This is a genomic window from Parasulfuritortus cantonensis, from assembly GCF_004337445.1.
GTDB lineage: Bacteria > Pseudomonadota > Gammaproteobacteria > Burkholderiales > Thiobacillaceae > Parasulfuritortus > Parasulfuritortus cantonensis.
This window is the reverse complement of record NZ_SJZB01000042.1, coordinates 58,479-75,338: the sequence shown is the minus strand read 5'-3', so window position 1 is coordinate 75,338 and position 16,860 is coordinate 58,479. Positions and strand designations below refer to the sequence as shown.

The following is a 16,860-nucleotide window of genomic DNA, read 5'->3' as shown; positions in this document are numbered from 1 at the left end:
GGTTCAGGCGAAGGGCGCCTCGTAGTCGACGATCAGGGGGGCGTGGTCGGAAAAGCGCGCGTCCTTGTACACGCTGGCCGCGCGCGCGCCGGCGGCGACGCCCGGGGTGGCGACCTGGTAGTCGATGCGCCAGCCGACGTTCTTGGCCCAGGCCTGGCCGCGGTTCGACCACCAGGTGTAGGCCTCGCCCTCGTGCCCGGGGTACAGGCGGCGGTAGACGTCGACCCAGCCGATCTTGCCGAACACGTCGCCGATCCATGCCCGCTCCTCGGGCAGGAAGCCGGAGTTCTTCTGGTTGCCCTTCCAGTTTTTCAGGTCCTTCTCGGTGTGGGCGATGTTCCAGTCGCCGCAGATGACGACCTCGCGCCCGGAGGCCGCCAGGGTCTCCAGGTGCGGATAGAAGCGGGCCATGAAGGCGAACTTGGCGGCCTGGCGGTGCTCGCCGGAGGAGCCCGAGGGCAGGTAGACCGAGACCACCGAGAGGTTGCCGAAACGCAGCTCGACGTAGCGGCCCTCGGCGTCGATCTCGGCGATGCCCAGGCCTTCCAGGATCTCGTCGGGCTGCTTGCGCGACCAGATGCCGACGCCGCTGTAGCCCTTCTTCTCGGCGTAGTGGAAGTAGCCGAAGTAGCCCTCCGGGTTGATCATCGCCGCCGTCATGTCGGCGGCCTGGGCCTTGAGTTCCTGGACGCAGACCAGGTCGGCGCCGGACTTGGCCAGCCAGTCGAAGACGCCCTTCTTGGCGGCGGAGCGGATGCCGTTTAGGTTCAGGGATACAATGCGCACGGTTTTATCGGATCGGATGGATGGCCTTGAATTCTACGTCGGGAGGACGCCGTGAGCGGCCGTAACGCACTCGCCGCCGAGTGGCCGCTGGTCGCGGCCGGCGCCGCCGGCGTCGCCGGCTTCGGCCTCGAACACGGCGCCCTGGCGGCCGGCGGCCTGTTCCTCTGGGGCCTGTTCTTCGTCCTCCTGGCCGCCATCATCGGCATCGCCTTCCGCATCACCCACCACGCCGAGGTCCTCGCGCTGCGCCTGGGCGAGCCCTACGGCACCCTGATCCTGACCCTGTCGGCGGTCTCGGTCGAGGTGGTGATCCTGGTCGTGATGCTGTTCGACAGCCATTCGCCCACCCTGGCGCGCGACACCGTCTATTCCGCCGTGATGCTCGACATCAACGGCATCCTGGGCATCGCCGCCATCCTGGGCGGCCTCCAGCACGGGGCCCAGAAGTACAACCTGGCCTCGGCCAACAGCTACATCGCCATGCTCCTGGTCGCCCTCGGCATCGGCATGTTCGTGCCCGACTTCGTCCCGGATGCCGCCTGGCCCACCTATTCGGCCTTCACGGTGGCCACCATGGCGGTGCTCTACGTCGCCTTCCTGCGCCTGCAGACCATCGAGCACCGGCAGTTCTTCGAGTACGGCGACGTCGAGCCCGAGGCCCACGACGCGGGCGGCAGCCCGAACTGGCTGCACGCCGCCGTGCTGATCGGCGCGGTGGCCGGGGTGGGCGTGCTGTCGGAGGTGCTCTCGGTGCTGCTCGGCGCCGGCCTGAAGGGCAGCGGCCTGCCGATGAGCCTGCCGGCCGTGGTGGTGGCGCTGATCTCGGCCAGCCCGGAGCTGATGGCCGCGCTCCGGGCCGCCCGGCGCGACCGCATGCAGACCACCGTGAACATCGCCCTGGGCGCCTCGCTCGCCACCGTGCTGCTCACCCTGCCGGTGGTCGAGGCCATCGCCCTGGCCACCGGCCAGCGCATCGTCATGGCCCTGACCCCGGTCCAGGCGGCCCTGCTCCTGGTCACCCTGCTGTCGGCCATGAACAACCTGCACGACGGCGAGAGCAACGCCATCGAGGGCATCAGCCACTTCGCCCTGTTCGCCGCCTTCGTGGCGTTGACGCTGCTCGGGGTGGCATAGAGAATCCGTAATACTACTCAGGAACGCACATGCAACCGTTCAAGGAAGACTTCCTCACCTTCGCCATCGAGCGCAAGGTACTGCTGTTCGGCGAATTCAAGACCAAGGCCGGGCGCCTGAGCCCGTACTTCTTCAACGCCGGCCTGTTCAACGACGGCGAATCGCTGAAGAAGCTGGGCGAGTTCTACGCCGGCGCCATCCAGGCCTCCGGGCTGGCCTTCGACGGCCTGTTCGGGCCCGCCTACAAGGGCATCCCGCTCGCCGCCACGGTGGCGGTGGCCCTGGCCGGTCTGGGCCGCAACGTGCCCTACAGCTACAACCGCAAGGAAGCCAAGGACCACGGCGAGGGCGGCACCATCGTCGGCGCCCCCCTGCAGGGACGCATCCTGATCGTCGACGACGTCATCTCGGCCGGCACCTCGGTGCGCGAATCGGTGCAGTTGATCAAGGCCGCCGGCGCCACGCCCTGCGGCGTCGCCATCGCCCTGGACCGCATGGAGCGCGGCCTGGGCGAGCTGTCCGCAGTGCAGGAAGTCAGCCGGCAGCACGGCCTGCCGGTCGTCAGCATCGTCGATCTGGACGATCTGCTGGCCTATCTGGAGGAGAAGCAGGAATGGGCGGAAACGCGCGCAGCCATCGCCCGCTATCGGGCACAGTACGGCGCGGCCTGATCCCGGTCGCGCTGGCGTTCGCGGCCCAGGCCGCGCACGCCGAGACCTACCGTTGGCGGGACGAGAAGGGCGTCGTCCACTACGGTGACAGCATGCCGGCGCAGTATGCCGGCCAGGCCTATGAACAGCTGAGCAGCCAGGGCAGGGTGGTCAAACGCGTCGAGCGGGCGCCGACCGACGCCGAGGAACGCGCCCGGCGCGAACGCGAGGCGGCGCGCCGGGAAGCCGAGGCGCGCGCGGAACGGGAACGCCAGTTGCACGACTCGGCCCTGCTCGCCACCTATGCCAGCGTGCGCGACGTCGACGTCGCCGAGAACCGGGCCCTGGCCCAGGAAACGGCGGCGCTGGACAGCCTGCGCATCCTGCGCGCCCAGCCCGGCGGCGCGGCCGAGGGTGCGCGCCTGGACGCCATGATCCAGGCCCGCCAGGACGCGATCGCCGGAATCCGCGCCCGCTTCAGCGCCGACCGGGCGCGCTACCAGGAGCTGAACGCCGGCCGTTGACGGCTCAACCGGCCAGCTTGGTTTTGAGCAGCTCGTTGACCTGGGCCGGGTTGGCCTTGCCCTTGGTGGCCTTCATGACCTGGCCGACCAGGGCGTTGAAGGCCTTTTCCTTGCCGGCGCGGAACTCCTCCACCGACTTCGGGTTGCCGGCCAGGACCTCGTCGATGATCTTCTCGATCGCGCCCGAGTCGGACATCTGCTTCAGGCCCTTGGCCTCGATGATGGCGTCGGGCTCGCCGCCTTCCGTCCACATCACCTCGAACACCTGCTTGGCCAGCTTGTTGGACAAGGTGCCGTCGGCGATGCGCCGCACCAGCCCGGCCAGTTGGGCGGGGCCGATGGGCGCCGCGCCGATGCCCTTCTCGTCGCGGTTCAGGCTGGCCGAGAGCTCGCCCTGCAGCCAGTTGGCGACCAGCTTGGCGTTGGCCTCGCCGGCCAGCGCCAGGGTGTCGGTGAAGAACACGGCCAGCTCGCGTTGGCTGGTGAGGCCGGCGGCGTCGTAGGCGGACAGGCCGTAGTCGCGCTGGAAACGCGCCCGCATGGCGGCCGGCAGTTCCGGCATGGCGGCCCGGACCTGCTCGATCCAGTCCTCCTCCAGCTTCACCGGCAGCAGGTCCGGATCGGGGAAGTAGCGGTAGTCGTGGGCATCTTCCTTGGTCCGCATCATGCGCGTCTCGCCGGTGTCCGGGTCGAACAGCACGGTGGCCTGGACGATCTTGTGGCCGTCCTCGATCTGCTCGATCTGCCAGCGCACCTCGTAGTCGATGGCCTGCTCCAGGAAGCGGAAGGAGTTGAGGTTCTTGATCTCGCGCCGGGTACCGAACTCCTGCTGGCCCTTGGGCCGCACCGAGACGTTGGCGTCGACCCGGAAGCTGCCTTCCTGCATGTTGCCGTCGCAGGTGCCGATCCAGGTGACCAGGGTGTGCAGGGCGCGGGCGTAGGCCACGGCCTCCTTGGCCGAGCGCATGTCCGGCTCGGAGACGATCTCCAGGAGCGGCGTGCCGGCCCGGTTGAGGTCGATGCCGGTCATGCCGTGGAAGTCCTCGTGCAGCGACTTGCCGGCGTCCTCTTCCAGGTGGGCGCGGGTCAGGCGCACGGTCTTGGTCTCGGCTTGTCCTGCCTGTTCGGACGGGACCTGGATGTCGATGCTGCCGCCCTCGACGATGGGCAGCTCGAACTGGCTGATCTGGTAGCCCTTGGGCAGGTCGGGGTAGAAGTAGTTTTTCCGGGCGAAGACGTTGACCCGGTTGAGCTTGGCGCCGATGGCCAGGCCGAACTTGATGGCCCGCTCGACCGCGCCCTTGTTGAGCACCGGCAGGACGCCGGGCAGGGCGATGTCGACCTGGCAGGCCTGGCTGTTCGGCTCGGCGCCGAAGGCGGTGCTGGCGCCCGAGAATATCTTCGACCGGGTGGTGAGCTGGGTGTGTACCTCAAGCCCGATGACTGTTTCCCATTGCATATCTGCGTTCCTGTTCTCGCCGGCCCCGTCAGGGCTTGCTGGCGGCGTCGCCGTCCAACTGCCCGCGCTGCTGGCGGTATTGCTCGTAGGTCATCTCATGCTGGCGCAGGCAATCCAGGCGATCCCGTTCGTCCGGAAGCTTGTAGCAGGCCTGCCGCGCGCTCCCCTGCATGCTCTCGTAGGCGGTCGCCCGACCCATCTCGCTACAGCCGGACAGGGCCGTGACGGCCAGGCCGAGGACGGCCGCCGCCGCGGCGCGGATTCCGCGCCGGCCGCTCCGACGGCTCGCCGACGATGGCTTCACAGCGCCGGCGTCCGGGCGTGCCAATCGGTGGCGAGCTGGTACTGGTGCGCGACGTTGAGCATGCGCGCCTCGGCGAAGTAGTCGCCGATCAGCTGCATGCCGATCGGCAGGCCCTGGCTGTCGAAGCCGCAGGGCAGCGACATGCCGGGCAGGCCGGCCAGGTTGACGGCGATGGTGTAGATGTCGGAGAGATACATCTGCACGGGGTCGTCGGCCTTCTCGCCCAGCTTGAACGCCGTGGTCGGCGCCGTGGGGCCGAGGATGACGTCGCACTGCCGGTAGGCCTCGGCGAAGTCCTGGGCGATCAGGCGGCGCAGCTTCTGGGCCTGGATGTAATAGGCGTCGTAGTAGCCGTGGCTCAACACGTAGGTGCCGATCAGGATGCGCCGCTTGACCTCGGCGCCGAAACCCTCGGCACGGCTCTTCTCGTACATGTCGGTGAGGTCGCCGTAGTCGGGCGTACGGTAGCCGTAGCGGACGCCGTCGAAACGCGACAGGTTGCTCGACGCCTCGGCCGGCGCGATGACGTAGTAGGCCGCCACCGAAAGACCCGAATTGGGCAGGCTGACCTCGACCGTGGTCGCGCCCAGCGTCCTGAACTGCTCGATGGCTGCCTGCACCGCCTTGGCGGTGTCGCCGGTCAGGCCCGCGCCGAAGAACTCCCTGGGCAGGCCGATGCGCAGGCCGGCCAGCGGCTTGGCCAGGTCGCGGCCGTAATCCTCCTTGTCCCGTTCCAGGCTGGTGGAGTCGCGCCGGTCGAAGCCGGCCATGACGTTGAGCAGCAGGGCGCAGTCCTCGGCCGTCCTGGCCATCGGGCCGCCCTGGTCCAGGGAGGAGGCGAAGGCGATCATGCCGTAGCGCGACACCACGCCGTAGGTGGGCTTGAGGCCGGTGATGCCGCACAGGGCGGCCGGCTGCCGGATCGAGCCGCCGGTGTCGGTGCCGGTGGCGGCCGGCGCCAGGCCGGCGGCGACGCAGGCGGCCGAACCGCCCGAGGAACCACCCGGCACGCGGGCGGTATCCCAGGGGTTCTTCACCGGGCCGAAGTAGCTGGTCTCGTTCGACGAGCCCATGGCGAACTCGTCCATGTTGGTCTTGCCCAGGGTGGGCATGCCGGCGGCCTTGAACTGGCTGATGACGTGGGCGTCGTAGGGCGACACGAAGTTGGCCAGCATCTTGGAGCCGCAGGTGGTCAGCCAGCCCTCGGCGCAGAAGATGTCCTTGTGGGCGATGGGCACGCCGGTGAGCGGCCCGGCGTTGCCGGCCGCGCGCAGGGCGTCGGCGGCGCGGGCGTCGGCCAGCGTCCGGTCCGGGTCGACGGTGATGAAGGCGTTGATGTCCGGGTTGTGGGCGGCGATGCGGCCCAGGTAGTCCTGGCACAGTTCGACGCTGGACGATTGGCCGCTCGCCAGGAGGTCGGCGAGTTCCTTGATGGTGTGCTGGGTCATGATGGCTATTCGATTACCTTCGGCACCAGGTACAGGCCGGCCTCGGTCTGCGGCGCGACGGCCTGGTAGGCGGCGCGGCGGTCCGGCTCGGTGACCTCGTCGGCGCGCAGGCGCTGGAAGACGTCGCGGGCATGGGCCATGGGCGCGACGCCCGCGGTGTCGACCGCCTGCATCTGGGCGATCAGTTCGAAGATGCCGTTGAGCTGGTCGCGGGTCTGCTCGGCCTCGGCCTCGGTGACCCGGATGCGGGCCAGGTGGGCGATGCGTTGGATGTCCGACAAAGTGAGCGACATGGGGAGCGCGTTTAACCTTGACAAAGACTTGTAGGTTATCATACGGCGCTTGTTTTTCTGACCTGCCGACTCCCCCAAAATGTTCAGTTACTTACGTGGCTATTTCTCCACCGACCTGGCCATCGACCTGGGCACCGCGAACACGCTGATCTACGTGCGCGGCAAGGACATCGTCCTCGACGAGCCCTCCGTCGTCGCCATCCGCCAGGAAGGCCCCACCGGAAAGAAGACCATCCAGGCCGTCGGCCTGGAGGCGAAGCAGATGCTCGGCCGCACCCCCGGCAACATCGCGGCGATCCGGCCCATGAAGGACGGCGTGATCGCCGACTTCAACATCACCGAGCAGATGCTCAAGTTCTTCATCAAGAAGGTGCACGACACCCGCTTGTTCCACCCCAGCCCGCGCATCATCATCTGCGTGCCGTCGGGCGCCACCCAGGTCGAGCGCCGGGCGATCCGCGAATCGGCGATCGGCGCCGGCGCGCGCCAGGTGTTCCTGATCGAGGAGCCGATGGCGGCCGCCATCGGCGCCGGCCTGCCGGTGGCGGAAGCGACCGGCTCCATGGTGGTCGACATCGGCGGCGGCACCACGGAGGTCGGCGTCATCTCCCTGGGCGGCATGGTCTACTCGACCTCCGTGCGCGTGGGCGGCGACAAGTTCGACGACTCCATCATCAACTACATCCGGCGCAACTACGGCATGCTGATCGGCGAGTCGACCGCCGAATCGATCAAGAAGGAGATCGGTTCCGCCTTCCCCAGCTCGGAAATCCGCGAGATGGAGGTCAAGGGCCGCAACCTCGCCGAGGGCATCCCGCGCAGCTTCACGATCACCTCGAACGAGATCCTGGAAGCGCTCACCGACCCGCTCAACACCATCGTCTCGGCCGTCAAGTCGGCCCTCGAGCAGACCCCGCCGGAACTCGGCGCGGACATCGCCGAGAAGGGCATGGTCCTGACCGGCGGCGGCGCCCTGCTGCGCGACATCGACCGCCTGCTCATGGAAGAGACCGGCCTGCCGGTGATCGTCGCCGAGGACCCGCTCACCTGCGTGGCGCGCGGTTCCGGCCGGGCACTGGAAGAGATGGACCGACTGGCGACCGTATTCACCAACGACTGACCCTGCCCCGTACCTGACCCATGGCTCCCGCCCCGATGTTCGCCCGCGCCATGGGGCTGCCGGCGCGCCTGGCACTCTACGGCGTGATCTGCGTGGCGCTCATGGTGCTCGACCACCGCTACGACGCCATGACCACGGTGCGGGTCGGCTCGGCGAGCCTGATCCACCCGCTCCAATCCGCCCTGGCGCGGCCGTTCGAGTTCCTCGGCGAGGCCGGTGAGTTCTTCGCCACCCACGGCCAGCTGCTGCGCGAGAAGCGCCGCCTGGAAATCGACCGCGAGCGCCTGGCCGCCCTGTTGCAAGGCTATGCCGCCCTGCAGAGCGAGAACGCCTACCTGCAGGGCGTCCTCAAGCTCACCCCGCCGGCCGGCTCCGAGCCGCTCGCGGCGCGCATCACCCGGGTCCTGCCGAATCCCTTCGTGCGCAAGCTGGTGGTCGACCGCGGCAGCGCCGACGGCGTCGAGGCCGGCCGGCCGGTGGTCGACCTCACGGGCCTGGTCGGCCAGGTCACCGAGGTCTACCCGAACAGCAGCGTGATCACCCTGCTGACCTCCAAGGAGGAGGCCGCGCCGGTCCAGAACCAACGCAACGGCCTGCGCCTGATCGTCTCCGGCATCGGTTCCGACAACCTGCTCGAGGTCCGCTACCTGGACATGCACGCCGACCTCAAGGCCGGCGACCTCCTGACCACCTCGGGCATCGACGGCGTCTACCCGGCCGGCATCCAGGTCGCCCGCGTGGTCAGCGTCGAGGCGCCCAGGCAGACCCCCTTCGCGCGCGCCGTCTGCCAGCCCATCGGCCACATCGGCCAGCATCGCTACGTGCTGATCCTCAAGTCCAAGGGGGGCAAGCCATGAACACCGAAAAACCGCTGGTACCCCAGGGCCCCCAACTGATCGCCCCGGCCTCGCGCCGGCTGGTCTACGGCAGCCTGCTGCTGGCCTACCTGGCCACCCTGCTGCCCTGGCCGCAGGACACCCTCTGGCTGGTGCCCGACTTCACCCTGGTCCTGCTCTTCTATTGGACCATCCACGCCCCGCACATCGCCGGACTCGGCCTGGCCATGACGCTCGGCCTGCTGGTCGACCTCACCCTGGGCAGCCTGATCGGCCAGCACGGCCTCACCTACACCGTCTCGGTCTACCTGGTCATCCTGGTGCGCCGGCGCCTGGAGAACTTCGAAGTGTCGGGACGCGCCCTGCACCTGGCGCCGGTCTTCCTCGGCGCCCAGGCCCTGCACCTCATCCTCGGCCTCGCCTTCAGCCTGCCCGACGCCGACTGGCGCTACCTGGCCGCCGGCCTGGTCGGCGCGCTGCTCTGGATCCCCATCGCGCACCTGCTCGACCGCCTGACCGGCTGGACCAACGAGATGCGCATCGAGCCGGCCGCCAAGTGAGCGCCGGGGAGCCGAGTTGAAGCTGCTCAACACCCTGGAGGACTTCCAGCAGTTCTACAACCGGGTGCGCATCGCCGCCGCGGGCGCCGGCCTGCTGTTCCTGATCCTGTTCGGCCGCTTCTTCTGGCTGCAGGTGCTCCAGTACGACCGCTACCACGCCCTGGCCGAGAGCAACCGCATCGCCCTGGTGCCGGCCGTGCCCGCCCGGGGGGCGATCTACGACCGCAACGGCGCGGTCCTGGCGCACAACTTCTCCGCCCATACCCTGGAGATCACGCCGTCCAAGACCACCGGCCTCGAGGACACCCTCGACCGCCTGAGCAAAATCGTCCAGATCGACGCCGCCGACCGCAAGCGCTTCAAGCGCCTGCTGGCCGAAAGCAAGAACTTCGAGAGCATCCCGATCCGCAACAAGCTGACCGAGGAGGAAGAGGCCCGCTTCGCGGTCAACCGCTTCCGCTTCCCGGGCGTCGAGGTACGCGCCCGGCTGTTCCGGCTGTACCCGTTCGGCGACTCCTTCGCCCACGTCATCGGCTACATCGGCCGGGTCAACGACAACGACCTCGACAACCTGCGCCAGGCCGGCGAGGACGCCAACTACCGCGGCACCGACCACATCGGCAAGCTCGGCGTCGAGAAGAGCTACGAGCCCTGGCTGCATGGCCGCACCGGCATCGAGAAGGTCGAGGTGGACTCGTCCGGCAAGGCCGTGCGCCTGCTCTCGCGGACGCCGCCCCTGGCCGGCAACAACATCCACCTGTACCTGGACGCCAAGCTGCAGCAGGTCGCCGAGTCCTCGTTCGGCGAGCTGCGCGGCGCCCTGGTGGCCCTCGACCCGCGCAACGGCGGCGTCCTCGCCCTGGTCTCCAAGCCCGGCTTCGACCCCAACCTGTTCGTCGACGGCATCGACCCGACGTCCTGGAAGGAACTCAACGACAGCCTCGACCGGCCGCTCATCAACCGCGCCCTGCGCGGCGTCTACCCGCCCGGTTCGACCTTCAAGCCGTTCATGGCCCTGGCCGGCCTGGAACTGGGCCTGCGCAAGCCCTCGGACGCCATCAGCGACCCCGGCTACTACTCGCTGCCCGGCAGCAGCCACCGCTACCGCGACTGGAAGGCCGGCGGCCACGGCATGGTCGACCTGCAGAAGTCCATCGTCATCTCCTGCGACACCTACTACTACCAGCTCGCGCACCTGATGGGCATCCAGCGCATGCACGACTTCCTCGACCAGTTCGGCTTCGGGCGCAAGACCGAGGTCGACCTGGACGGCGAGCTGCCCGGCGTGCTGCCGAGCCCGGAATGGAAGCGCAAGCGCTTCAAGCAGATCTGGTGGCCGGGCGAGACGGTCATCGCCGGCATCGGCCAGGGCTACAACCTGGCCACGCCGATGCAGCTGGCCGTGGCCACCATGACCATCGCCAACGACGGCACCGTGTACAAGCCGCGCCTGATCCGCGCCTGGTCGGACCCGGGCAGCGGCCGCCTGCATTACGCCGCGCCCGAGGTCCTGCGCCGGGTCGACCTGAAGGCGGAAAACCTGCGCGTGGTCAAGGAGGCCATGGCCATGGTCACCCAGCCGGGCGGCACCGCCTCCTCGGCCTTCGCCGGCGCCCCCTACCTGGCGGCCGGCAAGACCGGCACCGCGCAGGTGATCGGCATCAAGCAGAACGAGCGCTACAGCGAGTCGCGCGTCGCCATGCGCAACCGCGACCACGCCTTGTTCATCGCCTTCGCGCCGGTCGACGCCCCCAAGATCGTCGTCGCCGTGATGGTCGAGAACGGCGGCCACGGCGGCAGCATCGCCGCGCCGATCGCCCGCGAGGTGATCGACTACTGGCTGCTCGGCAAGCTGCCCACCCAGGCCGCGCCGGCGCCGCCGGCGAACCCGGACGCCGTGCCGGACGAGGAACAGGAAGACAGCGTGCCGGCCGACGCGGCGAGCATGCCGGCGGCCAACGCCCTGCGCGAGGAGGCCCAGACCGATGAACGTTAAGTACTGGCTGCGCCGCCTGCTCGGCCATCTCGACCCGCCCCTGGTCGTCCTCCTCGCCATGCTGCTGCTGATCAGCGGCCTGCTGGTGTACAGCGCCTCGGGGGGCAACACCGACCGCCTGCTCGGCCACGTCGCCAACATGGCCGTGGCGCTCACCGCCATGCTCGCCATGTCCCTGGTGCCGCCCCAGCGCCTGATGCAGTTCGCCGTGCCCATCTACGTGCTCGGCATCATCCTGCTGCTCGGCGTCGCCGTGGCCGGCGACGTCGTCAACGGCGCCCGGCGCTGGCTCAACCTGGGCGTCACCCGCATCCAGCCGTCCGAGCTGATGCGCCTGGCCGTGCCCATGATGCTGGCCTGGTACCTGCACAGCCGCCAGGAGACCCTGGCCGGGCGCGACTTCGCCGTCGCCGCCGTGCTCCTGGTCATCCCGCTCGCCTTCATCGTCAAGCAACCCGACCTCGGCACCTCGCTGCTGATCGCCGCCTCGGGCGCCTACGTCCTGTTCCTGGGCGGCCTGTCCTGGCGCGTCATCGTCGCCGGGCTGGTCCTGGTCGCCGCCAGCCTGCCGATCGCCTGGGAGTTCCTCCTGCACGACTACCAGCGCCAGCGCGTGCTGACCATGATCGACCCCTCGGCCGACCCGCTCGGCACCGGCTACCACATCATCCAGTCGACCATCGCGGTCGGCTCCGGCGGCATCGCCGGCAAGGGCTGGCTGCACGGCACCCAGACCCACCTGGACTTCCTGCCCGAGAGCAGCACCGACTTCATCTTCGCGGTCTTCTCCGAGGAGTTCGGCCTGCTCGGCAACCTGCTCCTGCTTCTGCTCTACTCGGCCATCATCTGGCGCGGCCTGCAGCTGGCCATGAACGCGCCGTCCCTGTTCGGACGCCTGCTCTCGGCCAGCATCGTGCTCACCTTCTTCACCTACGCCTTCGTCAACATGGGCATGGTGTCGGGCATCCTGCCGGTGGTCGGCGTGCCGCTGCCCCTGGTCAGCTACGGCGGCACGTCGATGCTGACAGTGCTGGTCGGATTTGGTATTGTCATGAGTGTTGCGTCACACAAAAAGCTGGTCAAAACATGAGGTTGTTAGCAAAACTTGTGGTGTTTTCGAGTTTTGCCAGCCTGCTGGCCGGCTGTGCCGTGTTCGACACCGGCGGCGACCGCCCGGCCAGCGCCAGCCGCACCAAGGGCGGCTACTACCTGGACGACGGCCCGGGCGACAACCCGCCCGGCAACCTCGCCGACATCCCCGACGCCGTGCCCAAGGTCGAGCCGCTCAGCAGCGGCGCCAGCCGGCCCTACACCGCCATGGGCCGCAACTACGTGCCGATGACCGACGCGCGCGGCTTCCGCCAGGAAGGCCTGGCCTCCTGGTACGGCCGCCGCTACCACGGCAAGCCGACCTCGTCCGGGGAACCGTACGACATGTACGCCATGAGCTGCGCCCACCCGACCCTGCCCATCCCCAGCTACGTCCGGGTCACCAACACCAACAACGGCCGCAGCGTGGTGCTGCGCGTCAACGACCGCGGCCCGTTCCATCCCGAGCGCATCATCGACCTGTCCTACACCGCCGCCTGGAAACTGGACATCCTGCGCGGCGTCACGCCGGTCCGGGTGGAGGCCATCGACCCCCTGGCGCCGAGCTACGCGCCCACCCCCGCCACCCTGGTCGCCACCGCCCTGCCGCCCCTGCAGCCGGCCGCCGAGGCGGTGCCGCCGGGCACCTACCTGCAACTGGGCGCCTTCGCCAGCCTCGACGGCGCCCGCGAATTCGCCGAGCGCGTCAGCCAGCGCATGGGCGACGCCCTGCCGGGCATCCGGCATCTGCGTGCCGGCGAGCTGGTCAAGGTCCAGGCCGGGCCGTTCGCCAGCCTTGCCCTGGCCGACCAGGCCGCCGAGGCCCTGGTCCGGGAACTCGGCATCCAGTCGTTCAAGGTCGCCCGCTGAGGAACCCGAGCCCCACCCCGGGGTCAGTCCTGGGGTCGTATAATTTTTTCCCGCCACCCAATACCCGGAGAACCCAAGCCGCATGAAAGTGCTCAAGACCCTTTTGCCCCTGCTGTTCGCCTGCGCCGTCAGCGCCCACGCCGCCCTGCCGGTGCCGCCCGCCCCGAGCGTCGCCGCCCGCGCCTGGCTCCTGGTCGACGTCAACAGCGGCCGCGCCCTGGCCGAGAACGCCCCGGACAGCCGCATCGAACCCGCCTCCCTGACCAAGCTGATGACCGCCTACCTGAGCTTCTCGGCGATCAAGGAAGGCCGCTTGAAGCTCGACCAGACCCTGCCCGTGTCCGAGAAGGCCTGGAAGGCCGAGGGCTCGCGCATGTTCCTCGACCCGCGCAACCCGGCCAAGGTCGACGACCTGCTCAAGGGCATGATCGTGCAGTCCGGCAACGACGCCTGCATCACCCTGGCCGAAGGTATCGCCGGCACGGAAGACGGCTTCGCGGCCATGATGAACCAGCAGGCCAAGCACCTGGGCATGACCGGCAGCCACTTCGTGAACGCCACCGGCCTGCCCGACCCACAGCACTACACCACCGCGCGCGACCTGGCCCGCCTGGCCTCGGCCGTGATCCGCGACTTCCCCGAGTTCTACAAGTACTACTCGCTCAAGGAATTCACCTACGGCGGCATCACCCAGCCGAACCGCAACCGCCTGCTCTGGACCGATCCGGCGGTGGACGGCGTCAAGACCGGCCACACCGAGAGCGCCGGCTACTGCCTGATCGCCTCGGCCAAGCGCGACGACCGCCGCCTGCTCTCCGTCGTCCTGGGCACCGCTTCCGACAACGCGCGCGCCTCGGAAAGCCAGAAGCTGCTCAACTACGGCTTCCAGTTCTACGAGACCGTGAAGCTGTACCGCGCCAACCAGCCGGTGACCAAGCTGCGCATCTACAAGGGCACCTCGAGCGAGCTCGCGGCCGGCTTCGCGCGCGACTTCTACGTCACCGTGCCGCGCGGCAGCGCCCAGCGCCTGAAGGCCCAGATCATCAGCAAGCAGCCGATGCTGGCGCCGATCTCCAAGGGCCAGGCCGTCGCCACCCTGCGCCTGACGCTGGACGGCCAGCCGGTCGGCGACTACGCCCTCGCCGCCCTCACCGAGGTGAGCGTCTCCGGCCTGATCCGGCGTGCCTGGGACAGCCTGATGCTGATGCTCTGATGAGCGACCTCGTCTACCTGAACGGCGACTACCTGCCGCTCGCCGAGGCGAAGATCCCGGTCCTCGACCGCGGCTTCATCTTCGGCGACGGCGTCTACGAGGTGATCCCGGTCTACGACCGGCGGCCCTTCCGCATGGCCGACCACCTCGACCGGCTGCGCCGCAGCCTGGCCGGCATCCGGCTCGCCGACCCGTACGGCGACGCCGAGTGGCAGGCCCTGTTCGCGCCGCTCATCGAGGCGGCGGACTGGCCGGACCAGGGCATCTACATCCAGGTCACCCGTGGCCCGGCGCCGCGCGACCACGCCTTCCCGAAGGACGTCCGGCCGACCGTGTTCATCATGGCCATGCAACTCAGCGCGCCGCCGCCGGAAGTCGTCGAGCACGGCGTCGCCGCCATCACCGCCGAGGACAACCGCTGGCTGCGCTGCGACCTCAAGGCGGTGTCCCTGCTCGCCAACGTCCTCCTGCGCCAGCTGTCGGTCGACCGGGGCTGCGCCGAGACCGTCCTGATCCGCTCCGGCCACCTCACCGAAGGCTCGGCGAGCAGCATCTTCGTGGTCCGCGACGGCGTCATCATGGCGCCGCCGCACGACAACCTGGTGCTGCCGGGCATCACCTACGACGTCGTGGTCGAGTTGGCCGGCCAGGCCGGCCTGCCCGTGGCCCTGCGCCCGGTCACCGAGGCCGAGCTGCGCGGTGCCGACGAGATCTGGCTGACCTCCTCGACCAAGGAGATCACCGCCGTCACCCGCCTGGACGGCCAGCCGGTCGGCGACGGCCGGCCCGGGCCGCTGTTCCGGCGCCTGCACGCGGCCTATCAGGTCTACAAGCACCAGGTGATGCGCGGGCGCGCGGGGGACACGCCATGAGCCAGGACGACCTGTTCGATTTCCCGTGCGACTTCCCGGTCAAGGTGATGGGCGCGCGCCGCGACGATTTCGCCCAGACCGTGGTCGACATCGTGCTCCGGCACGCCCCGGACTTCGCGGCCGAGACGGTCGAGATGCGGGCATCCGGCTCGGGCAACTACCTGTCGGTGACCTGCACCGTGCGCGCGGTCTCGCGCGCCCAGCTGGACGCCCTGTACCGCGAGCTGTCCGGCCATCCGGCGGTCAAGGTCGTGCTCTGACCGGCCGGCCCGGCCGCCCCCGGCCGGTCAGCGCCTGAAGAAGCGCTTGAACCAGCCCTCGTCCTTCTTCGCCTCTTTCTCCTGGATGATGCCGACCATGTTGGCCTTCACGGCGGCGACGTAGTCCGCATCGTCGCGCTTGATGTGGTTGATCAGCCAGGAGCTCAACAGCTTGTGGATGTCGGCCGTCACGTCGTCGCCCAGGCGGAAGCGCTCGAGGTATTCGTTGACCCGCCGGGTGAACAGCTCGTGCACCTTCTTGTGCGGCTTGCAGTACTGGTACCCGGCCTCCTCCTGCAGGCTTTCCTCGAAGGCGAAGTGGGAGAGGGTGTAGTCGACCAGGTCGTCCAGCACCCGGCCGATGGCTTCCTTGTCGTTGCCCGCGTGGGCGGTTTCCAGGTCGTTGATGTAATCGACGATGCGCCTGTGCTGCTTGTCGATCACGTCGATACCCGTGTTGAGGTCGTCGGTCCATGTGATGGCCATGTCGCGCTCCTGATGATCGTTGCCGCCACGCCCTGCGTGGCGACATTGACACTATAGACCCCGCATGACGGACGGCCCGGCACCGTCAGCCGGGCGGCGTGGGCGCCGCCGGCGTGCGCAGGTCGCGCAACGGCAGCAGGTCGTCGACCGTGAACGCGAAGGAGAACCGGTAGCCGGCCAGCACCGCCGTCGGGCGCAAGTCGGCGAGCTCCAGGGTGGGGTGGTCGAACAGCTGCAGGGTGGCCTCGCCCGTCCAGATCGGCGAGACCTGGACGTCGCGCGACTTCAGCTGGACCAGCTCATGCACGGCCGGCGACGCATGTCGGCCGGCGACCAGCTCGGGGAAGTAGCGCACGTTGACGGCGCGCGCGAAGCTCGGCGCCGGCAGCGTGTCGGACAACTCGCGCAGGGTCACTTGGGTCTCGACCAGCCGGCGGTCCTTGACCGCGAGCGTGGCGCCGAAGCGGCCGCCCGGGCCCACCACCGGCGTCGCCCGGGACGGCAGGTCGTAGGCCCGGGTGATCCAGGTCGAGCCGAGCTGCTTCGGCCAGCCCTGGATCAGGCCGCGCATCAGCGACACGTCCTGGTCGACCCAGATGAACGGGCAGTAGGCGACCGGCGTGCCTTCGAAGCGGGCCGAAAGCAGGAAGATGGTTTCCCGGTATTGGCTGGTGATCGGGTCGAGGTACTCGACCCCGAGGTCGCTGACGTACTGCCACTCGACGAAGTAGGCGGCGCAGCGGCCCGAGTCCAGCGTCAGGCCGTCGGGCAGGAAGGCCGCCGCCGCCTCGGGGTCGGCCTCGAACTCCACCGCGACGGCAGTGCCGGCATAGTGCCAGGGCGGCGTGGGGGCGAGGCTGGAAGTGCCGCGCGGTGTGCGGGGAAGCGTGTAACCCTTGAGCATGGTGTCTCCGTACGAGGAAGATGGCTGGGCCGGATGCGCGCCCGGGGGCGCGCTCA

The 16,860-nt window shown here is 69.1% G+C and carries 19 protein-coding genes; 12 read left to right on the top strand and 7 right to left on the bottom strand.

Annotated elements, in window-relative coordinates:
- Nucleotides 1-3: 3 nt before the first annotated feature.
- Nucleotides 4-786, bottom strand: coding sequence for an exodeoxyribonuclease III (locus tag EZJ19_RS11135; protein WP_131447580.1), 783 nt, complete (start codon nucleotides 784-786; stop codon nucleotides 4-6).
- Nucleotides 787-837: 51 nt separating this feature from the next.
- Between EZJ19_RS11135 and EZJ19_RS11130 the strand changes: the two genes are divergently transcribed.
- The 3 genes from EZJ19_RS11130 to EZJ19_RS11120 are packed head-to-tail and all read left to right on the top strand — an operon-like array spanning nucleotide 838 to nucleotide 3,094.
- Nucleotides 838-1,920: a calcium:cation antiporter gene (locus EZJ19_RS11130; protein ID WP_131447578.1), complete on the top strand. Its 1,083-nt coding sequence runs from the start codon at nucleotides 838-840 to the stop codon at nucleotides 1,918-1,920.
- 29 nt (nucleotides 1,921-1,949) lie between these two features.
- Nucleotides 1,950-2,591 carry an orotate phosphoribosyltransferase gene (gene pyrE / locus EZJ19_RS11125; protein WP_131447576.1) on the top strand — a complete coding sequence of 214 codons (642 nt, stop codon included), beginning with the start codon at nucleotides 1,950-1,952 and terminating at the stop codon, nucleotides 2,589-2,591.
- Nucleotides 2,534-3,094, top strand: coding sequence for a DUF4124 domain-containing protein (locus EZJ19_RS11120; RefSeq protein ID WP_131447574.1), 561 nt, complete (start codon nucleotides 2,534-2,536; stop codon nucleotides 3,092-3,094). Before pyrE ends, EZJ19_RS11120 begins: the two co-directional genes overlap by 58 nt.
- A gap of 4 nt (nucleotides 3,095-3,098) precedes the next feature.
- Here the strand turns inward: EZJ19_RS11120 and gatB are convergent, their stop codons facing one another.
- Genes gatB through gatC form a run of 4 tightly spaced genes read right to left on the bottom strand, consistent with a single transcriptional unit; the run spans nucleotide 3,099 to nucleotide 6,598 of the window.
- On the bottom strand, nucleotides 3,099-4,553 hold the full coding sequence (gatB, locus tag EZJ19_RS11115; RefSeq protein WP_131447572.1) for an Asp-tRNA(Asn)/Glu-tRNA(Gln) amidotransferase subunit GatB: 1,455 nt from the start codon (nucleotides 4,551-4,553) through the stop codon (nucleotides 3,099-3,101).
- Nucleotides 4,554-4,581: 28 nt separating this feature from the next.
- Nucleotides 4,582-4,857: a hypothetical protein gene (locus EZJ19_RS11110; protein WP_131447570.1), complete on the bottom strand. Its 276-nt coding sequence runs from the start codon at nucleotides 4,855-4,857 to the stop codon at nucleotides 4,582-4,584.
- Nucleotides 4,854-6,305 (bottom strand): Asp-tRNA(Asn)/Glu-tRNA(Gln) amidotransferase subunit GatA, encoded by a 1,452-nt coding sequence (gatA, locus tag EZJ19_RS11105; protein ID WP_131447568.1) that lies wholly within the window; start codon nucleotides 6,303-6,305, stop codon nucleotides 4,854-4,856. Before gatA ends, EZJ19_RS11110 begins: the two co-directional genes overlap by 4 nt.
- A 5-nt stretch (nucleotides 6,306-6,310) precedes the next feature.
- Nucleotides 6,311-6,598: an Asp-tRNA(Asn)/Glu-tRNA(Gln) amidotransferase subunit GatC gene (gene gatC / locus EZJ19_RS11100; RefSeq protein ID WP_131447566.1), complete on the bottom strand. Its 288-nt coding sequence runs from the start codon at nucleotides 6,596-6,598 to the stop codon at nucleotides 6,311-6,313.
- Between the two features lie 79 nt (nucleotides 6,599-6,677).
- Here gatC and EZJ19_RS11095 point away from each other — a divergent pair, with 79 nt between their 5' ends.
- The 9 genes from EZJ19_RS11095 to EZJ19_RS11055 all read left to right on the top strand — a co-directional run bounded on the left by EZJ19_RS11095 (nucleotide 6,678) and on the right by EZJ19_RS11055 (nucleotide 15,414).
- Nucleotides 6,678-7,718: a rod shape-determining protein gene (locus EZJ19_RS11095; protein WP_131447564.1), complete on the top strand. Its 1,041-nt coding sequence runs from the start codon at nucleotides 6,678-6,680 to the stop codon at nucleotides 7,716-7,718.
- A 20-nt stretch (nucleotides 7,719-7,738) separates the two neighbouring features.
- Nucleotides 7,739-8,575, top strand: coding sequence for a rod shape-determining protein MreC (mreC, locus tag EZJ19_RS11090; RefSeq protein WP_131447562.1), 837 nt, complete (start codon nucleotides 7,739-7,741; stop codon nucleotides 8,573-8,575).
- On the top strand, nucleotides 8,572-9,114 hold the full coding sequence (mreD, locus tag EZJ19_RS11085) for a rod shape-determining protein MreD (protein WP_131447560.1): 543 nt from the start codon (nucleotides 8,572-8,574) through the stop codon (nucleotides 9,112-9,114). The genes mreC and mreD overlap by 4 nt, the downstream gene beginning before the upstream one ends.
- 16 nt (nucleotides 9,115-9,130) lie before the next feature.
- Nucleotides 9,131-11,110 (top strand): penicillin-binding protein 2, encoded by a 1,980-nt coding sequence (gene mrdA / locus EZJ19_RS11080; RefSeq protein WP_131447558.1) that lies wholly within the window; start codon nucleotides 9,131-9,133, stop codon nucleotides 11,108-11,110.
- Nucleotides 11,100-12,200, top strand: a complete 1,101-nt coding sequence (gene rodA / locus EZJ19_RS11075) for a rod shape-determining protein RodA (RefSeq protein WP_131447556.1) — start codon at nucleotides 11,100-11,102, stop codon at nucleotides 12,198-12,200. The genes mrdA and rodA overlap by 11 nt, the downstream gene beginning before the upstream one ends.
- Nucleotides 12,201-12,220: 20 nt before the next feature.
- Nucleotides 12,221-13,069, top strand: coding sequence for a septal ring lytic transglycosylase RlpA family protein (locus tag EZJ19_RS11070; protein WP_240754746.1), 849 nt, complete (start codon nucleotides 12,221-12,223; stop codon nucleotides 13,067-13,069).
- A gap of 82 nt (nucleotides 13,070-13,151) precedes the next feature.
- Nucleotides 13,152-14,282 carry a D-alanyl-D-alanine carboxypeptidase family protein gene (locus tag EZJ19_RS11065; RefSeq protein ID WP_131447552.1) on the top strand — a complete coding sequence of 377 codons (1,131 nt, stop codon included), beginning with the start codon at nucleotides 13,152-13,154 and terminating at the stop codon, nucleotides 14,280-14,282.
- Nucleotides 14,282-15,154 (top strand): D-amino acid aminotransferase, encoded by an 873-nt coding sequence (locus EZJ19_RS11060; protein ID WP_131447551.1) that lies wholly within the window; start codon nucleotides 14,282-14,284, stop codon nucleotides 15,152-15,154. Before EZJ19_RS11065 ends, EZJ19_RS11060 begins: the two co-directional genes overlap by 1 nt.
- Nucleotides 15,151-15,414: a YbeD family protein gene (locus EZJ19_RS11055; RefSeq protein WP_131447549.1), complete on the top strand. Its 264-nt coding sequence runs from the start codon at nucleotides 15,151-15,153 to the stop codon at nucleotides 15,412-15,414. Before EZJ19_RS11060 ends, EZJ19_RS11055 begins: the two co-directional genes overlap by 4 nt.
- A gap of 27 nt (nucleotides 15,415-15,441) precedes the next feature.
- On the opposite strand, the gene EZJ19_RS11050 is transcribed toward EZJ19_RS11055, so the two are convergent.
- Entirely contained in the window at nucleotides 15,442-15,900 is a 459-nt protein-coding gene (locus tag EZJ19_RS11050) for a bacteriohemerythrin (protein WP_131447547.1), read from the bottom strand.
- A gap of 85 nt (nucleotides 15,901-15,985) precedes the next feature.
- Nucleotides 15,986-16,804 (bottom strand): acetoacetate decarboxylase family protein, encoded by an 819-nt coding sequence (locus tag EZJ19_RS11045; RefSeq protein WP_131447545.1) that lies wholly within the window; start codon nucleotides 16,802-16,804, stop codon nucleotides 15,986-15,988.
- Between the last annotated feature and the right edge of the window lie 56 nt (nucleotides 16,805-16,860).

Bases quoted from the DNA above. Each gene is read 5' to 3' on its own strand.
- EZJ19_RS11045 (WP_131447545.1), bottom strand. From the start codon at position 16,804: ATGCTCAAGGGTTACACGCTTCCCCGCACACCGCGCGGCACTTCCAGC.
- mreC (WP_131447562.1), top strand. From the start codon at position 7,739: ATGGCTCCCGCCCCGATGTTCGCCCGCGCCATGGGGCTGCCGGCGCGC.
- EZJ19_RS11060 (WP_131447551.1), top strand. From the start codon at position 14,282: ATGAGCGACCTCGTCTACCTGAACGGCGACTACCTGCCGCTCGCCGAG.
- rodA (WP_131447556.1), top strand. From the start codon at position 11,100: ATGAACGTTAAGTACTGGCTGCGCCGCCTGCTCGGCCATCTCGACCCG.
- gatA (WP_131447568.1), bottom strand. From the start codon at position 6,305: ATGACCCAGCACACCATCAAGGAACTCGCCGACCTCCTGGCGAGCGGC.
- EZJ19_RS11095 (WP_131447564.1), top strand. From the start codon at position 6,678: ATGTTCAGTTACTTACGTGGCTATTTCTCCACCGACCTGGCCATCGAC.
- EZJ19_RS11055 (WP_131447549.1), top strand. From the start codon at position 15,151: ATGAGCCAGGACGACCTGTTCGATTTCCCGTGCGACTTCCCGGTCAAG.
- EZJ19_RS11120 (WP_131447574.1), top strand. From the start codon at position 2,534: ATGGGCGGAAACGCGCGCAGCCATCGCCCGCTATCGGGCACAGTACGG.
- gatC (WP_131447566.1), bottom strand. From the start codon at position 6,598: ATGTCGCTCACTTTGTCGGACATCCAACGCATCGCCCACCTGGCCCGC.
- pyrE (WP_131447576.1), top strand. From the start codon at position 1,950: ATGCAACCGTTCAAGGAAGACTTCCTCACCTTCGCCATCGAGCGCAAG.
- mreD (WP_131447560.1), top strand. From the start codon at position 8,572: ATGAACACCGAAAAACCGCTGGTACCCCAGGGCCCCCAACTGATCGCC.
- EZJ19_RS11050 (WP_131447547.1), bottom strand. From the start codon at position 15,900: ATGGCCATCACATGGACCGACGACCTCAACACGGGTATCGACGTGATC.
- gatB (WP_131447572.1), bottom strand. From the start codon at position 4,553: ATGCAATGGGAAACAGTCATCGGGCTTGAGGTACACACCCAGCTCACC.
- EZJ19_RS11065 (WP_131447552.1), top strand. From the start codon at position 13,152: ATGAAAGTGCTCAAGACCCTTTTGCCCCTGCTGTTCGCCTGCGCCGTC.